The following is a 15,417-nucleotide window of genomic DNA, read 5'->3' on the forward strand; positions in this document are numbered from 1 at the left end:
CTCCTTCGAGTCGCGCTCGGCGGGTCGCGCCGTACGGGTCTCCGCGGCGGGGGACAGGACCAGGCCGCGCGTGGCGGCGGTGAGCGTGGGATTGGAATCGAGGCCGGTCAGGCCGTTCCAGGACAGGTTCACCAGGTGGGCGGCGACCTCCTCGCGGCGCGGCTTGCGCACCTCCAGCCACCACTGGCCGGTGAGAGCGGTCATCCCCACGAGCATCTGGGCGTACATCGGCGCGAGCTTGGGGTCGTAGCCGCGCTCCCGGAACTCGTCCGCCAGCACGTCCTCCACCTGGCTGGCGATGTCGCTGATCAGGCTGGCGAAGGTGCCCGTACCCGAGGCGGCGTGGGAGTCGCGGACGAGGATGCGGAAGCCCTCGCTGCTCTCCTCGATGTACTGCAGGAGGGCGAGCGCGGCCCGCTCCAGCTTGATGCGGGCGTGCGAGGCCGACAGGGCCTGGGTGACCAGGCTGAGCAGGCGCTGCATCTCCCGGTCGATGACGACGGCGTAGATGCCCTCCTTGCCGCCGAAGTGCTCGTACACCACCGGCTTGGACACCTTGGCGCTGGCCGCGATCTCCTCGACCGAGGTGCCGTCGAAACCCTTGTCGGCGAACAGGGCACGGCCGACCTGGATCAGCTGCTCGCGCCGTTCCGCGCCGGTCATGCGTCTTCGGGATCGGGAAGACTCGCTCACGGGTTCCATCATGGCGGGTGCGGGGGCCCTGACCCGGCTCGGGCCGGTCCGCGTCTTTTCCGGAGAAGTCGCCCGACGTGCCGGTACGGCCACCGCGGAGGCGGGGGCCGTACGAGTGCCGGTGCCGGCCGGTGCCGGGAGGGCGGGTGTGGAGGGCGCCGCCGGAGAAGGGAGCGCCGATGCGGGGGAGGTCGGTGTGAGGGACAGGGCCGCCGCGTTCCGTGGAGCGGCCCTGCCGTCAACGCTGACTGAGTCGTCAGCCAAGTCGCTTCGCCGCCAGCCGCTCGGGGGTCGGCCAGCGCACGTCGTAGGCCCATCCGGCCTTCTCGAACCAGCGGATCAGGCCCGCGCTGAGGTCGATCTGGCCCTTCAGGGCGCCGTGCCGCGCGCAGGTGGGGTCGGAGTGGTGCAGGTTGTGCCACGACTCGCCGAACGACGGGATGGCCAGCCACCAGACGTTGCGGGACTTGTCGCGCGACTCGAACACCTCCTCGCCGAACACGTGGCAGATGGAGTTGATCGACCAGGTCACGTGGTGCAGCAGCCCGATCCGGATCAGCGTGCCCCAGAAGAAGGCGGTCAGCGCGCCCTGCCACGACCAGGTGATGAGGCCGCCCAGGACCGGCGGGAGCAGCAGGGAGGTGAGCGCCATCGTCGGGAACCACCGGTGCAGCTTCATGATGTCCGGGTCCTTCAGCAGGTCCGGGGCGTACTTGGCGCGGTTGACGCGCTCGACCTCGAAGAGCCAGCCCACGTGCGCGTACAGCAGGCCCTTGCACATCGACTTGAAGCCGGGCCCGAACCGCCACGGCGAGTGGGGGTCGCCCTCCTTGTCGGAGAACTTGTGGTGCTTGCGGTGGGCGGCCACCCAGTCCAGCACCGACATCTCCAGCGAGAGGCTGCCGGCGATCCCGAGGGCGATCTTCAGAGGCCGGTTGGCCTTGAACGAGCCGTGGGTGAAATACCGGTGGAACCCGACCGTGACCCCCAAGCCGGACACGACGTAGAACACGGCGGCGATCGCGACGTCCGTCCAGCCCAGGCCCCATCCCCAGGCGAACGGCACCGCGGCGATGACCGCGAGGATCGGAAGGCCGACGACGAGTGCGAAGACGACCAGATCGGCTTTGCTCTTGCCTTCCGGCTCGAACTCCGGCTTCGGCTGTGGTGAGGGACGTTCGGTCAGGACGGTCATGGGCTACCTCACGAGATGGGGAAGATTGTCTGGCTACGCAACCGTAACCTACGCCATCGTAAGTTAGGAATGCCTAAGAGCGAATGTGTGGAAGGTGACGCTCCGGGCCACATCTGGTGGCGAATCCATGCCTTGCACCAACGGTCGGCCATCTGGTAATGCCTCGTGCTCGCTTGCGGGGCCGCGCCGTCGACGCCGCGGCGTCCACGGCGACCTGCCCGCAGGGCCCTCTCGATAACATCCGGATTCGCCGTTTTTCCCGCCATGCGCGGGCTTGTCGGGCGGGCGGGTGATGCCGGGCCGCGCCGACGAGGCGGGCGCCGAGCGTGCGGCGACGACGTGAGCGGCGACGACGTGAGCGGCGGCCCCGGCTTGGATCCGCGGGGCGACCGATGGGCGGCATCGAGGTGGGGCCGACGATGCGCTGAATTTGGGGGCGCGCGCCAGGGGGGCGGCTCTGTATCCTGAGTGCGGATTCCGGCGGCTGCCGTAATCCGGCAAAACGGCACGTTGTGCCCTTCCCGGGTCGTCTAGGGGCAAGACTACAGATTTTGGTTCTGTCAACGGAGGTTCGAATCCTCCCCCGGGAGCCCCTTCATCCAGCCGTTCCAGCCCCAGGGGGGCTGGTTCCCTCCCGGGGTACGGCAGGTAAGCTCACCTTGTCGAGCGGGTGACCGTGCGGTTCCTGGGTAGTGGACGCGTGGGCAACCGCACCCGATCCGTACAGGCACGATCCGTGTAGTAAGCCGCGACGCCGAGGGAGCCTCAGTCCGTGAGTGTGCCGCGCCCGGCAGCCGTGATCGTCCTCGCCGCCGGCGAGGGCACCCGGATGAAATCGAAAACCCCCAAAGTCCTCCACGAGGTCTGTGGCCGAGCGCTCGTCGACCACATGCTCGCCGCCGCGCGCGGCCTGTCGCCCGAGCGGCTGATCGTGGTCATCGGGCATGCGCGCGAGCAGGTCGGCGCCCATCTCGCGACGACCGCCGCGGACGCTCGTACGGTCGTCCAGGACAAGCAGAACGGCACCGGCCACGCCGTGCGCACCGCGCTCGAGGCCGAGGGCCCGATCGACGGCACCGTTCTGGTGACGTACGGCGACACGCCGCTGCTGCGCACCGAGACCCTGGCGGCCCTGCTCGAACGGCACGCCGCCGACGGCAACGCCGTCACGGTGCTGACCGCCGTCGTCCCCGACCCGACCGGCTACGGCCGGATCGTGCGCGCCGAGGACGGCGCGGTGCTGGAGATCGTCGAGGAGAAGGACGCGACGCCCGAGCAGCGCGCGATCGCCGAGATGAACTCGGGCGTGTACGCCTTCGACGGCGCGCTCCTGGCCGACGGCCTGAAGCGGATCGGCGCCGCCAACGCCCAGGGCGAGGAGTACCTGACCGACGTGCTGGCCATCCTCCGCGAGGACGGCCACCGGGTGGGCGCGCACGTGGCCGCCGACCACGCCGAGGTGGAGGGCGTCAACGACCGCGTCCAGCTCGCCTTCGTCCGGCGCGTGCTCAACGACCGCATCCTGCAGGCGCACATGCGCGCCGGGGTGACCGTCGTCGACCCGGGCAGCACGTGGGTCGACGCCGGGGTCGAGATGGAGCCCGACGCCGTGATCCACCCCGGCACCCAGCTCAGGGGCGCCACCAGGATCGGCGCCGGAGCGGAGGTCGGCCCGGGCAGCACGCTGACCGACACGGTCGTCGGCGAGGAGGCCGTCGTGCGCAACACCGTCGCCGACGGCGCGGAGATCGGTCCCGGCGCCGCCGTGGGTCCCTTCGCCTACTTGCGCCCCGGCACCGTGCTCGGGGCCAAGGGCAAGATCGGCGCGTACGTCGAGACCAAGAACGCGCGGATCGGCGAGGGCTCCAAGGTCCCGCACCTGACGTACGTCGGCGACGCGACCATCGGGGTCGGCTCGAACATCGGTGCCGCCTGCGTTTTCGTCAACTACGACGGCGTCTCCAAGCACCACACGATCGTGGGCGACCACGTGCGCGTGGGCAGCGACAACATGCTCGTCGCCCCGGTCACGATCGGGGACGGAGCGTACACGGCCGCCGGATCCGTGATCACGTCGGACGTGCCGCCAGGGGCGATGGCGGTCGCCCGCGGCAAGCAGCGCAACATCGAGGGCTGGGTGACACGCCGCCGTGCCGGCACCAAGTCGGCGGAGGCGGCCCAGCGGGCGATCGAAGCCCGCGACGCGGCCGCGGCGAACGGCGGAGACCCCGCCGGTGATTAGGGCCGGCGATTAGGACCACCTGCGGCCCGCCTCCCCGCGGGCCGTACGGGGACAGGTAAGAGTACGAGGCGCGGTATGACCGCGTAGCGCCGAAGGGCCAGGCCAGGAGGACACCGTGACCGACCACATCGACCGGGCGAAGGGGTTTGCGACCCCCGGGCGAAGCGAGGGAACGGCGTTACGGCCGGCCCGGCCGCAGAACCAGGCCCGGTACGGCGAACAGGCTCGACACGCGAGGAGCGCGGCATGAGCGGCAAGAAGACGACCGGTGAGCGGAACCTCATGTTCTTCTCCGGCCGGTCCCACCCCGAACTGGCCGACGAGGTCGCGAACGCCCTCGGCGTCGAGATCACCCCGACGGCGCTGCGTGACTTCGCCAACGGCGAGATCTACGTGCGATACCTGGAGTCCGTGCGCGGCTGCGACGCCTTCGTCATGCAGAGCCACACCGCGCCGATCAACCAGTGGATCATGGAACAGCTGATCATGGTGGACGCCCTCAAGCGGGCCTCGGCCAAGCGGGTCACCGTGATCATGCCGTTCTACGGCTACAGCCGGCAGGACAAGAAGGGCCGCGGCCGCGAGCCGATCACCGCCAGGCTGATGGCCGACCTGTTCAAGCAGGCGGGCGCCGACCGGATGATGTCCATCGACCTGCACACCTCGCAGATCCAGGGCTTCTTCGACGGCCCGGTGGACCACCTGTTCGCTCTGCCGGTCCTGATCAACTACCTGCGCGGCAAGCTCGACCCGGCGACCACCACGATCGTCTCTCCCGACACCGGCCGCGTACGGCTGGCCGAGCGCTGGTCCGACAGCCTGGGCACGCCGGTGGCGTTCATCCACAAGCGGCGCGACCTCGACGTGGCCAACCAGGTGAAGGTGCACGAGGTGGTCGGCAAGGTGCGCGGCAGGACCTGCGTGCTGATCGACGACATGATCGACACGGGCGGCTCGATCTGCAAGGCGGCCGACGCGCTGTACGAGCACGGCGCGACCGACGTCGTCGTGGCCGCCACGCACGCCATCTTCTCCGACCCGGCCGTGGACCGGCTCAAGAACTCCCGCATCTCCGAGGTGGTCGTGACCAACACGCTGCCCATCCCGGAGGAGAAGAGGTTCGACAGCCTCACGGTCCTGTCGATCGCCCCGCTGATCGCCCGGGCCATCGAACAGGTCTTCACCGACGGCTCCGTCACCAGCCTCTTCGAAGGCGACAGCTGAACTGCCGGGCCCCCGGGGCGTCCGGGGGCCCGTTTCCGTAGTCAGTAGAGAGAGTTCATCGCCGCGCGCACCTCCCTGAGCGTCGCGTCGGCGATCGCGGTGGCGCGTTCGTTGCCCTCGCGGAGCACCCCGCGGATGTGGGCGCGGTCCCTGGCCAGCTCGGCGCGCCGCGCCCGGATGGGCGCGAAGTAGTCGTTGATCGCGTCGGTGACGACGGCCTTCAGCGCGGCGGCTCCCCGGCCGCCGATCTCCTCGGCCACCTCGTGCGGGTCCCGGTCGAGGCACAGCGCGGCCAGGAGGACCAGGCTGGAGACCTCGGGCCGGGCCACCGGGTCGTACGTGATGTGGCGGTCCGCGTCGGTCTTGGCGCCGCGGATCATCCGGGCGGTCTCGTCGGCGGTCGCGGCCAGGGCGATGGCGTTGCCCCGGCTCTTGCTCATCTTGCCTCCGTCGGTGCCGAGCAGCAGCGGGGCCGCGGACAGCAGGGCCTCGGGCTCGGGGAACACGGGGTTCGACGGGGTGCTGTAGCGGTTGTTGAAGCGGCGCGCGACGGTGCGGGCGACCTCCAGGTGGGGGAGCTGGTCCTGCCCGACCGGGACGAGGCTTGCCTTGCAGAACAGGATGTCGGCCGCCTGGTGGACCGGATAGGTGAACATCAGCCCGCTGACCGCCGACTGACTCGAATGGGCGATCTCGTCCTTGACGGTGGGGTTGCGGCCCAGCTCGGAGACCGAGACCAGGCTGAGGAACGGCAGGAGCAACTGGTTGAGCGCGGGAATCGCGCTGTGCGTGAAGATCGTGGCCCGGTCCGGGTCGATGCCTGCGGCCAGGTAGTCGAGCACCAGGTCCTCCACGTGCTCCGCGAGCCGGTCGGCCACATCGCGGTCGGTCAGCACCTGGTAGTCCGCGACGAGCACCATCATGTCCACGCCCAGGTTCTGCAGGCGGACGCGGTTGTGCAGGGTGCCGAAATAGTGCCCAAGGTGCAGCCGGCCGGTCGGGCGGTCCCCGGTCAGCGCGCGGAATCCTCCGGGCTGCTCCCGGATCGATCTCTCCAGTTCGGCGCTGCGCCGTCGCGCGGCGGGCACGCCGAGGTCGTCGGACGTAGTGGTGTCGAGGGTCGTGCTCATGTGGTCTCTCCTTGGCAGGTGGTCCGCCGTTCCGACGGGGACCCCTCGTCCAGGGAGCACGAAAAAGGGCCGTCCATCCGAACGGCCCGGTCGTACGCGTGTGAGATGGCCGCTCCTACGTGGAGCGCCACCAGCCCTGGCACAGCGTACGAATCACGCGGCCAGTGTAACGGCCACCAAAGGCCCTGCGGGAGACCCCGAGCGAAGCGCGGAACGCCGGGCCGAGCGCCGATGGGAGACGTCGACCATGCGAGCGGCGCGCACGGTGTTCGGGGATTGTGAGGGAGTCCTTACGGCTCGGTCAGTGGGATGACCCGGCGGAACTTGCCGCCGGGTTCCTGCTGTGGCGGTTCGTCGGCGCGTTCGAGGGTGATGTCGGCGACCCTGTGCTCGGTGAGCAGGCGGATGATCTCACCGCGTACGGTCTGCCATACCGGGTCGGCGTCGGCGCCGTCCGTGGGCCGCAGGCGCACGCGCAGGGTGCTGGGCGCGGTCTGGACGACTTGGAACTGCCCGATGCCGGGGAGGCGGTCCAGCAAGGTACCGAAGAGCATTGGTGACATAGTGACGGGCTCGCCGTGGGCGGTGGGAAACCTGAGCAGGTCGGCGGCGCGGCCCTGCACCTTGACGGCGGGGAACACGCTGCCGCACGGGCACGGGTCGGGCCGCAGCAGGACGCTGTCGCCCAGGTCGTAGCGCAGGAACGGCTGGACCCGGTTGGCGAGGTTGCTGAGCAGGACCGTGTGCGACAGTTCGCCTGGCGGAGTCGGCCGGTGGTCGGCGTCGACGGGCTCCAGAACGGCCCAGTCACTGTTGACGTGATACCAGCCGTGCGCGCAGCCGATGGAGAGGAAGCCGCACTCGGTGGCGGCGTACGCGGCGCGGACCTTGGCGCCGAATACGGCGGCGAGCCGCCTTCTGAGGTCCATGGTCAACGTCTCGCCGCCCGGGATGACCAATGCGGGGCGGATGCGCAGGCGGCCGGCTTCCTGCTCACCGGCCAGTACCGTGAGCATGCCGAGGAAGCCGCTGAGGACGGCGGGGTTGAACCGGTTGAGCTCGTCGACAAGTTCCGGCAGCGGCCGGCGGATGGAGAAGATCCGCATCCTGCGGCCGAGCCGCGGGTGGTCCAGCTGGAACCGGGCCGTTCCAGCCACGGTGTAGAAGTGACCGCCGGGTGCGGTGGCGATGGCCGTCCGGCCGCCGCGGGCGAGTATGCGGATCGCGTCGCGGACGCCCACCATGCCGGCGGCCCGCGACCCGAGGGCGGTTTCCATGCTCGTGCTCCGCTCGTCCAGTAGGAAGAGGCCGCGCACGCCGCTGGTACCGGAGGTGCTGGCCACGAGGTACCTGTTCAGGAACCGGTGTCCCACGAGGCCGGGGTCCGCCACGAAGGTCTCCACCTTCTCCAGGGTCACCTCGCGGTCGGTGACCCAGTCGTCGAACCGGGCCATCAGCTTCTTTTTGTCGGTGACCGGGAGCAAGGCCGGGTCGTCGACCTGCTCCGGCAGTTCCCGATACAGCTCGCGGTAGTACGGCGAATTCGCGCGTGCGTAAGCCACCAGATCGGCCAGGCGGGCACGCTGTCTCCGGGCAATTTCTTCGGGCGCTTCCCGCACTGCCCGCCGCGCGTCGCGGGCGAGCTGTCGGCGACTTTCCCTCATGTTGCTCAGATCCTTCCCCGGTCTCGTTACTGCCCGTCGAATCGTTGTGGTGCCGAGAGCAGGCCGTACGTGGCGACGTCGAGGGCGTGTGCGGCGGCCTCCCACAGCTGGTCCTGCGACCGGCCGAGCTGCGCGCTCGTCACACTGGCCTGCTGGATGGCGCCGAGCACGGCCCCGGTCATCGCCGCCGCGGTGACCGGATCCAGCGCGCCCGGGAACGCCTTCAACAACTCGGCCGCGATCCGCTGCTGCAGGTCCAGCAGGAGATGCAGCCCCTTGGCCTGCAGCGTCGGCGTCGTCAGGGCCAGCCGGGCCGCTGCCGACAGCTCTGCGGGCTCCCTGCGGGGAACGTTGGGCCGGCGGTGGGTGGCGTACTCCTGCACCGCCCTCCGCAACACCTGACCGGGGCTTTCCTCGGGTCGGCGGCCCGCGATCGCGGCGAGCAGTACGTCGAGTTCCAGGTCGAGCTCGTTGAACAGCACCTCAGCCTTGGTGCGGAAGTAGTTGAAGAACGTCTTGGTATCGACATCCGCCGCCTCGGCGATCTCCGCCACCGTGGTCTCGTCGTACCCCTGCTGCTCGAACAGCCGGATCGCCGCCGAGATGATCCGCTGCCTGGTCAGCCGCTTCTTCCGTGCACGTCGCGACTCCTCCACGGCAAAAACCTACATCATGGGGAAACTTCCATTCAATGGATAAATTTGGTGACGTTCGTGAACGAACGCTCGTGGCATGCCTCCGGCAGGAGGCGCGGTAGGGTGGTTGGGTTGCGCTCGTAACGCCTTCCGCTAGGGCGGGTGAGGGGGAGCGCGTCAATCCGTCGATCGAGTCATCCCCTAGGAGATGTGCCGTGTCCGAAGTACGTATCGCCGCCGAGCTTCGCAACGAGTTCGGCAAGGGCGCCGCCCGCAAGATCCGCCGGGCGAACAAGGTCCCCGCCGTCCTGTACGGCCACGGCACCGAGCCCAAGCACCTGACCCTCCCCGGTCACGACCTGCTGCTCGCGCTGCGCACGCCGAACGTGCTCATCCGCCTGCAGGGCGAGGGCGTGGACGAGATCGCGCTGCCCAAGGGCGTCCAGCGCGACCCGATCAAGGGCTTCCTCGAGCACGTCGACCTGCTGCTGGTCAAGCGCGGCGAGAAGGTCACCGTCGAGATCCCGGTCACCGTCACCGGCGACCCGATCGGCAGCGCCATGGTCGAGCAGCAGCTCGTCACGATCTCCGTCGAGACCGAGGCGACTCACATCCCGACCGGTGTCGAGGTGGACGTGGACGGCAAGGACGTCGGCTTCGCGGTGCACGCGAGCGACCTGAAGCTGCCTAGCGGCACCACGCTCGCCGGTGACCCCGAGGCCCTGGTGCTGCAGGTGATCGGCGCCCCGGCCGCCGAGCTGCCCGAGGAGGGCGAGGCCGCCGCCGAGGGCGAGAGCGCCGAGGCCGCCGAGTAGGACTTCGTTCGTGAGAGAGTCCTCCACAGGGTGTCCTGTGGAGGACTCTTCCATGTGGGACAGACAGCGGAGGAGACAGCGATGTCCGACACGTCCGCGCAGCGGTGGCTCGTGGCGGGCCTGGGCAATCCGGGGCCGGAGTACGCCGGGAACCGGCACAACGCGGGCTTCATGGTGCTCGACGAGCTGGCGGCCCGGGTGGGCGGGCGGTTCAAGGCGCACAAGTCGCGGGCCGAGGTGGTCGAGGGCCGCCTGGCCGGGCTCCCGGTCGTGCTGGCCAAGCCGCTGTCGTTCATGAACCTGTCGGGCGGGCCGGTGAAGGCGCTGGCCGACTTCTACAAGGTCACCCCCGACCGGGTGATCGTGGTCCACGACGAGCTGGACATCCCGTACGGCGCGCTGCGCGCGAAGATCGGCGGCGGGGACAACGGCCACAACGGCCTGAAGTCGATCACGAAGTCGCTCGGCACGCGCGACTACCCGCGGATCAGGTTCGGCATCGGCCGCCCGCCGGGCCGCATGGACCCGGCGACGTTCGTGCTGCGCGACTTCGCCACGGCCGAGCGCAAGGACCTGCCGTTCCTCGTGGACCGGGCGGCCGACATGGTGGAGTCGCTGATGACCGCCGGTCTGGAGGCCACGCAGAACCGCTTCCACGCCGCCGACCTCAATCCGGCGAAGCCGCCCCGCTGACGTCGCTCGCGTCGCGCTCGCGGGTTGCGCCCGGCCAGAGCATGAGGTTCTGCAGCAACTCCGCCTGCTCGACGGCGTCGTCGAGCGCGTTGTGGGTGTGCGGGCGCCGCGACCGCACCTCGCGCGGCATCTGGCGCTTGGTCGCCCAGGCCACCGGCACCACGGCCTTGGCGGCGTACAGCGTCTTGATGTCGATGCACCGGGAGTGGCCGAAGGGCGACTGCCCGGTGAAGCGGAGGAAGTACCAGTACATCCACATCCAGTCGTACGACAGCGGGAAGGCCGCGAGCACCGGCAGGTCGTCGCCGCACACCTCGCGCACCCAGGCCGCCGCCGCCGTCATCGCCTCCGCCGGGTCGCGTCCCTCACGCAGCAGCGTCGCCCGGTCGAGGCCGCTCACCGCCAGCGCCTCCGGCACGTAGTCGTCGCTGATCGGACGTAACTCGGCGTAGAACGTCAGGGACTCCGGGTCGGTCCGCTCGAACCGCCGCCCGGTCATCCGGCCGGCCACGGTCATGCCGAAGCTGACCATCGAGTACGGCCCCGGAATCGGGCCGTCCGCCTCGACATCAACCGATATGTACGTTTCGGCTTTCAACGAATCTCCCTGAGATGTCGGTGCGGGCGGCTAGCATTCCAGCACGGTCGGTAGTCGGAGAATCACAGGGGGCGACAGTGCTGGACGGCGACACGTCCTCGGTCGCCGTGGGCACCTCCCGGGGCTCGCCCGCCCATCCGATGCCGCGGCCGCCCGCGTGGGCCGTCCGGTATCGGCTCGTCGCGGCCCTCTGCGACATCGTGGGCGCCCTTCTCGCGGGGGTCACCGCCGTGGTGATCCGGTTCGGCGAGGTTACTCCGTACGTGATGCCGTATGTGGTGGCGAGCGCCGTGCTGCCCGCCGTCTGGGTGGTGCTCCTGGTCCTGAGCCGGGCGTACGAGCCGCGCCTGATCGGCGTGGGGGCCGAGGAGTTCCGCCGGGTCGCGCGGGGCGGCTTCACGCTGATCGCGGGCGTCGCGATCGCGGCGTACGCGTCGAAGACCGAGATCGCCCGCGGTTACGTGCTGATCGCGCTGCCGCTCGCCACCGTCCTCACCCTCGCGGCCAGGTATGGCCTGCGGCAGCGGCTGCACCGCAGGCGGGCCAGGGGTGAGGGCTGCATGCGCAGGGTCGTGGCCGTGGGCCACCGGGCGGCGATCGCCGAGCTGGTCGGCACCTTCCGCAGGGAGCGCTACCACGGGATGGAGGTGGTGGCCGCCTGCGTGCCCGCCCGTGCCGCCGGCCGGGTCGCGGACGTGCCGGTGCTCGGCGACTTCACCGACGTGCCGCTGGTGGTCGAGCAGGTCCGGGCGGACACGGTGGCGGTGCTCGCCTGCCCCGAGATCGACGGCACGGCCCTGCGCAGGCTGGCCTGGCGGCTGGAGCGGACGCGCACCGACCTCGTGGTGGCGCCCGCGCTGATGGAGGTGGCCGGCCCGCGGATCGCGATCAGGCCCGTCGCCGGGCTCCCGCTGCTGCACGTGGAGCATCCCGAGCTGGCGGGAGGGCGCCGGCTGGTCAAGGACGTGTTCGACCGGCTGGTCGCCGCCGCGGCGCTGGTCGTGCTCGCCCCGCTGCTGGCCGCCGTCGCCGTGGCCGTACGGGCGACCAGTCCGGGGCCCGCCCTGTTCCGCCAGCGGCGGGTCGGCAGGGACGGCGTGGAGTTCACGATCCTGAAGTTCCGCACGATGCGGCGGGACGCGGAGGCGCGCAAGATCGAGCTGGTCAGCGACGCCGACGGCGTGCTGTTCAAGGTGCGCAGGGATCCGCGGGTGACTCCGCTCGGCGCCGCGCTGCGGCGTTACTCGCTCGACGAGCTGCCGCAGCTCGTCAACGTGCTGCGGGGCGACATGTCGCTCGTCGGGCCGCGCCCGCCGCTGCCCGAGGAGGTCGCGCGGTATGGCGACGACGTGCGCCGCAGGCTCGTGGTCCGGCCCGGGATGACCGGGCTCTGGCAGGTCAACGGCCGGTCCGACCTCTCCTGGGAGGAATCGGTACGGTTGGACCTGCGTTATGTCGAGAACTGGTCTCTCATGCTGGATCTGCAGATCTTATGGAAGACGTGGTCTGCGGTCGCACGCGGGGCGGGAGCGTACTGAGAAATGACGATGCGGGACGACCATTCCCTCGCCGGAGAGCTGGCGACGGAGGCGGGGGAGCGCCTCCTGGAGCTGCGCGCCCGTCTCGGGTTCGAGGACGGCCGGGCGTTGAAGGACGCGGGGGACCGCGCGTCCCACGAGTTCCTCATGGACGCCCTGAGGCGACTGCGTCCGGACGACGCCGTGCTGTCGGAGGAGGCGACCCGCGAGGAGCGGATGGACCCCCGGCGGCTGTCGGCCGAGCGCGTGTGGATCGTGGACCCGCTCGACGGCACCCGTGAGTTCTCCGAGCAGGGCCGCGCCGACTGGGCCGTCCACGTGGCCCTGTGGGAACGCGGTGCCCTCACCGCCGGAGCGGTCGCCCTGCCCGCATGGCCGGGATCAGCACAGGGGCGTACGCTCACGACGGCGGCGCCGCCCGAGCTGCCGGAGAAGGTGCGCGAGCCGTTCCGCATAGCGGTCAGCCGCACCCGGCCGCCCGAGTTCGTCCGTGAGCTGGCCGCCCGCCTCGGCGGGGAACTCGTCCCCATCGGCTCGGCCGGCGCCAAGATCGCCGCGGTCCTCACCGGAGAGGTCGAGGCGTACGTGCACGCCGGGGGCCAGTACGAGTGGGACTCGGCCGCGCCGGTCGCGGTGGCGGTCGCGGCGGGGGCCCACGCGAGCAGGATCGACGGCTCACCCCTGACCTATAACCAGGGGGACCCTTCGCTGCCGGATATCCTGGTCTCCCTACCGGATCTGGCGCCAACGTTGCTCGCCGGAATCCGTGACCTGCATCGCCAGACTCCGTGAAGGAAGTCCCCAATGCTTCAGCGTGACTACACCACGTCGCAGCTCGACGTGCTCGAGGCCGAGGCGATCCACATCATGCGTGAGGTCGCGGCCGAGTTCGAGCGCCCGTGTCTGCTCTTCTCCGGCGGCAAGGACTCCATCGTCATGCTGCGGGTCGCCGAGAAGGCCTTCTGGCCGGCGCCGATCCCCTTCCCCCTGATGCACGTCGACACCGGGCACAACTTCCCCGAGGTCATCGAGTTCCGCGACCGGCGGGTCGCCGAGCTTGGGGCGCGGCTGGTGGTCGCGTCGGTCCAGGCGTCCATCGACGCCGGGCGGGTGGTCGAGCAGACCGGACGGCGGGCCTCCCGCAACCGGCTGCAGACCACGACGCTGCTGGACGCCATCGAGGAGCACGAGTTCGACGCGGTGTTCGGCGGGGCCCGGCGCGACGAGGAGAAGGCCCGGGCCAAGGAGCGGGTGTTCTCCTTCCGGGACGAGTTCGGCCAGTGGGACCCGAAGAACCAGCGTCCCGAGCTGTGGAACCTCTACAACACCAAGATCAGCAGGGGAGAGCACATCCGCGTGTTCCCGCTGTCGAACTGGACCGAGCTGGACGTGTGGCACTACATCCGGCGAGAGGGCATCGAGATCCCGTCGATCTACTTCGCCCACTCGCGCCGGGTCTTCGAGCGCGACGGCATGCTGCTGGCCGACGCCGAGGTGGTCCAGCGGGGCGACGACGAGCCGGCGTTCGACGCGGTCGTCCGCTACCGCACGGTCGGCGACATGACCTGCACCGGCGCCGTCGCCTCCACCGCCACCACGGTCGAGCAGATCATCGAGGAGATCGCCGTGACCCGGATCACCGAGCGCGGCGCCACCCGCGCCGACGACCGGGCCTCCGAGGCCGCCATGGAAGATCGCAAGAAGGAAGGCTACTTCTGATGGACATCCTTCGTTTCGCGACGGCGGGCAGCGTCGACGACGGCAAGTCGACGCTGATCGGGCGGCTGCTGTTCGACTCCAAGGCGATCTTCGAGGACCAGCTCGAGGCGGTCGAGCGCACCTCCCGCGACCGGGGCACGGAGTACACCGACCTGTCGCTGCTCACCGACGGCCTGCGGGCAGAGCGCGAGCAGGGCATCACGATCGACGTGGCCTACCGTTACTTCGCCACGCCCAAGCGGAAGTTCATCATCGCCGACACCCCCGGGCACATCCAGTACACCCGGAACATGGTCACCGGCGCCTCCACCGCCGACCTGGCGATCATCCTGATCGACGCGCGCAAGGGCGTGCTGGAGCAGTCGCGGCGGCACGCCTTCCTGACCACGCTGCTGCGGGTGCCGCACCTGGTGCTCGCGGTCAACAAGATGGACCTCGTCGACTACTCCGAGGCCCGGTTCGAGGAGATCCGCGAGGAGTTCACCTCGTTCGCCAGCAAGCTGAACGCGACCGACCTCACGTTCATCCCGATCTCGGCGCTGCACGGCGACAACGTGGTCTCCCGCTCGGAGAACATGCCGTGGTACGAGGGCTCCTCGCTGCTGCACCACCTGGAGAACGTGCACATCGCCTCCGACCGCAACCTGGTCGACGTGCGCTTCCCCGTGCAGTACGTCATCCGCCCGCACAGCGCGACCAGCCAGGAGCTGCACGACTACCGCGGGTACGCCGGGCAGGTCGCGGGAGGCGTGCTCAAGCCGGGCGACGAGGTGCTGCACCTGCCCTCCGGCCTGACCACGACGATCACCGCGATCGACACCTTCGACGGCCCGGTGGAGGAGGCGTTCGCGCCGATGTCGGTCACGCTGCGCCTGGGCGACGACATCGACATCTCCCGGGGCGACATGATCTGCCGGCCGAACAACCAGCCGCAGGTCGCCCAGGAGATCGACGCGATGATCTGCTGGATGGCCGACGGCCTGAAGCTCCAGCCACGCTCCAAGCTGATCATCAAGCACACCACCCGTACGGCCCGGGCCCTCGTGCGCGACCTGCACTACCGGCTCGACGTCAACACCCTCCACCGGGACGAGTCGGCCACCGCCCTCGGCCTGAACGAGATCGGCCGGGTGTCGCTGCGGACGACCCAGCCGTTGTTCGTGGACGACTACGCCCGCAACCGCCTCACCGGCGGCTTCATCCTGATCGACGAGGCCACCAACGGCACCGTCGGCGCCGGGATGATCGTCGACGCGCGCTGACCGGCGCTC

At 70.1% G+C, this 15,417-nt stretch carries 13 protein-coding genes, 1 tRNA gene and 1 pseudogene; 9 read left to right on the forward strand and 6 right to left on the reverse strand.

What is annotated here, in order from left to right; translation table 11 throughout:
- Nucleotides 1-66 precede the first annotated feature (66 nt).
- Together Msi02_RS19255 and Msi02_RS19260 are read right to left on the reverse strand one after the other, a co-directional pair.
- Nucleotides 67-702: pseudogene (locus tag Msi02_RS19255) on the reverse strand (TetR/AcrR family transcriptional regulator); the annotation flags it as partial.
- 247 nt (nucleotides 703-949) lie between these two features.
- Nucleotides 950-1,888, reverse strand: a complete 939-nt coding sequence (locus Msi02_RS19260; RefSeq protein ID WP_204049641.1) for an acyl-CoA desaturase — start codon at nucleotides 1,886-1,888, stop codon at nucleotides 950-952.
- 519 nt (nucleotides 1,889-2,407) lie between these two features.
- Here Msi02_RS19260 and Msi02_RS19265 point away from each other — a divergent pair.
- The 3 genes from Msi02_RS19265 to Msi02_RS19275 all read left to right on the forward strand — a co-directional run bounded on the left by Msi02_RS19265 (nucleotide 2,408) and on the right by Msi02_RS19275 (nucleotide 5,354).
- Nucleotides 2,408-2,478 (forward strand) — tRNA-Gln (locus Msi02_RS19265).
- A 182-nt stretch (nucleotides 2,479-2,660) separates the two neighbouring features.
- Nucleotides 2,661-4,130: a bifunctional UDP-N-acetylglucosamine diphosphorylase/glucosamine-1-phosphate N-acetyltransferase GlmU gene (gene glmU / locus Msi02_RS19270; protein WP_079321065.1), complete on the forward strand. Its 1,470-nt coding sequence runs from the start codon at nucleotides 2,661-2,663 to the stop codon at nucleotides 4,128-4,130.
- Nucleotides 4,131-4,376: 246 nt separating this feature from the next.
- Nucleotides 4,377-5,354, forward strand: a complete 978-nt coding sequence (locus tag Msi02_RS19275; RefSeq protein ID WP_079321066.1) for a ribose-phosphate diphosphokinase — start codon at nucleotides 4,377-4,379, stop codon at nucleotides 5,352-5,354.
- Between the two features lie 41 nt (nucleotides 5,355-5,395).
- Here Msi02_RS19275 and trpS read toward each other — a convergent pair whose 3' ends face one another.
- From trpS to Msi02_RS19290, 3 genes are all read right to left on the reverse strand, one after another.
- Nucleotides 5,396-6,484 (reverse strand): tryptophan--tRNA ligase, encoded by a 1,089-nt coding sequence (trpS, locus tag Msi02_RS19280; RefSeq protein WP_204049642.1) that lies wholly within the window; start codon nucleotides 6,482-6,484, stop codon nucleotides 5,396-5,398.
- A gap of 290 nt (nucleotides 6,485-6,774) precedes the next feature.
- On the reverse strand, nucleotides 6,775-8,046 hold the full coding sequence (locus tag Msi02_RS19285) for a hypothetical protein (RefSeq protein WP_204049643.1): 1,272 nt from the start codon (nucleotides 8,044-8,046) through the stop codon (nucleotides 6,775-6,777).
- Between the two features lie 128 nt (nucleotides 8,047-8,174).
- On the reverse strand, nucleotides 8,175-8,804 hold the full coding sequence (locus Msi02_RS19290; RefSeq protein WP_204049644.1) for a TetR/AcrR family transcriptional regulator: 630 nt from the start codon (nucleotides 8,802-8,804) through the stop codon (nucleotides 8,175-8,177).
- A gap of 194 nt (nucleotides 8,805-8,998) precedes the next feature.
- Between Msi02_RS19290 and Msi02_RS19295 the strand changes: the two genes are divergently transcribed.
- Together Msi02_RS19295 and pth are read left to right on the forward strand one after the other, a co-directional pair.
- Nucleotides 8,999-9,598, forward strand: a complete 600-nt coding sequence (locus Msi02_RS19295; protein ID WP_204049645.1) for a 50S ribosomal protein L25/general stress protein Ctc — start codon at nucleotides 8,999-9,001, stop codon at nucleotides 9,596-9,598.
- 81 nt (nucleotides 9,599-9,679) lie between these two features.
- A complete protein-coding gene (gene pth, locus Msi02_RS19300) occupies nucleotides 9,680-10,291 on the forward strand; it encodes an aminoacyl-tRNA hydrolase (protein ID WP_079320295.1) in 612 nt (203 codons plus the stop codon).
- Here the strand turns inward: pth and Msi02_RS19305 are convergent.
- Nucleotides 10,266-10,889, reverse strand: coding sequence for a 3'-5' exonuclease family protein (locus Msi02_RS19305; protein ID WP_079320296.1), 624 nt, complete (start codon nucleotides 10,887-10,889; stop codon nucleotides 10,266-10,268). The genes pth and Msi02_RS19305 overlap by 26 nt on opposite strands.
- 140 nt (nucleotides 10,890-11,029) lie before the next feature.
- On the opposite strand from Msi02_RS19305, the gene Msi02_RS19310 reads away from it, so the two are divergent.
- Genes Msi02_RS19310 through cysN form a run of 4 tightly spaced genes read left to right on the forward strand, consistent with a single transcriptional unit; the run spans nucleotide 11,030 to nucleotide 15,408 of the window.
- Nucleotides 11,030-12,427, forward strand: coding sequence for a sugar transferase (locus tag Msi02_RS19310; RefSeq protein WP_239108534.1), 1,398 nt, complete (start codon nucleotides 11,030-11,032; stop codon nucleotides 12,425-12,427).
- A gap of 3 nt (nucleotides 12,428-12,430) precedes the next feature.
- Complete coding sequence (locus Msi02_RS19315) at nucleotides 12,431-13,219, forward strand: 3'(2'),5'-bisphosphate nucleotidase CysQ (RefSeq protein ID WP_204049647.1); 789 nt, start codon at nucleotides 12,431-12,433, stop codon at nucleotides 13,217-13,219.
- Between the two features lie 12 nt (nucleotides 13,220-13,231).
- The gene (cysD, locus tag Msi02_RS19320) at nucleotides 13,232-14,146 is read left to right on the forward strand and encodes a sulfate adenylyltransferase subunit CysD (protein ID WP_079320299.1); all 915 of its coding nucleotides are present in this window, start codon (nucleotides 13,232-13,234) and stop codon (nucleotides 14,144-14,146) included.
- Entirely contained in the window at nucleotides 14,146-15,408 is a 1,263-nt protein-coding gene (gene cysN / locus Msi02_RS19325; protein ID WP_079320300.1) for a sulfate adenylyltransferase subunit CysN, read from the forward strand. Before cysD ends, cysN begins: the two co-directional genes overlap by 1 nt.
- Nucleotides 15,409-15,417: the final 9 nt, after the last annotated feature.

The sequence above is a fragment of the Microbispora siamensis genome (assembly GCF_016863095.1).
GTDB classification, from domain to species: domain Bacteria; phylum Actinomycetota; class Actinomycetes; order Streptosporangiales; family Streptosporangiaceae; genus Microbispora; species Microbispora siamensis.

Coding starts and splice junctions, on each gene's coding strand:
- Msi02_RS19260 (WP_204049641.1), bottom strand. CDS start 1,888: ATGACCGTCCTGACCGAACGTCCCTCACCACAGCCGAAGCCGGAGTTC.
- Msi02_RS19275 (WP_079321066.1), top strand. CDS start 4,377: ATGAGCGGCAAGAAGACGACCGGTGAGCGGAACCTCATGTTCTTCTCC.
- trpS (WP_204049642.1), bottom strand. CDS start 6,484: ATGAGCACGACCCTCGACACCACTACGTCCGACGACCTCGGCGTGCCC.
- pth (WP_079320295.1), top strand. CDS start 9,680: ATGTCCGACACGTCCGCGCAGCGGTGGCTCGTGGCGGGCCTGGGCAAT.
- Msi02_RS19310 (WP_239108534.1), top strand. CDS start 11,030: ATGCCGCGGCCGCCCGCGTGGGCCGTCCGGTATCGGCTCGTCGCGGCC.
- Msi02_RS19315 (WP_204049647.1), top strand. CDS start 12,431: ATGACGATGCGGGACGACCATTCCCTCGCCGGAGAGCTGGCGACGGAG.
- cysD (WP_079320299.1), top strand. CDS start 13,232: ATGCTTCAGCGTGACTACACCACGTCGCAGCTCGACGTGCTCGAGGCC.
- cysN (WP_079320300.1), top strand. CDS start 14,146: ATGGACATCCTTCGTTTCGCGACGGCGGGCAGCGTCGACGACGGCAAG.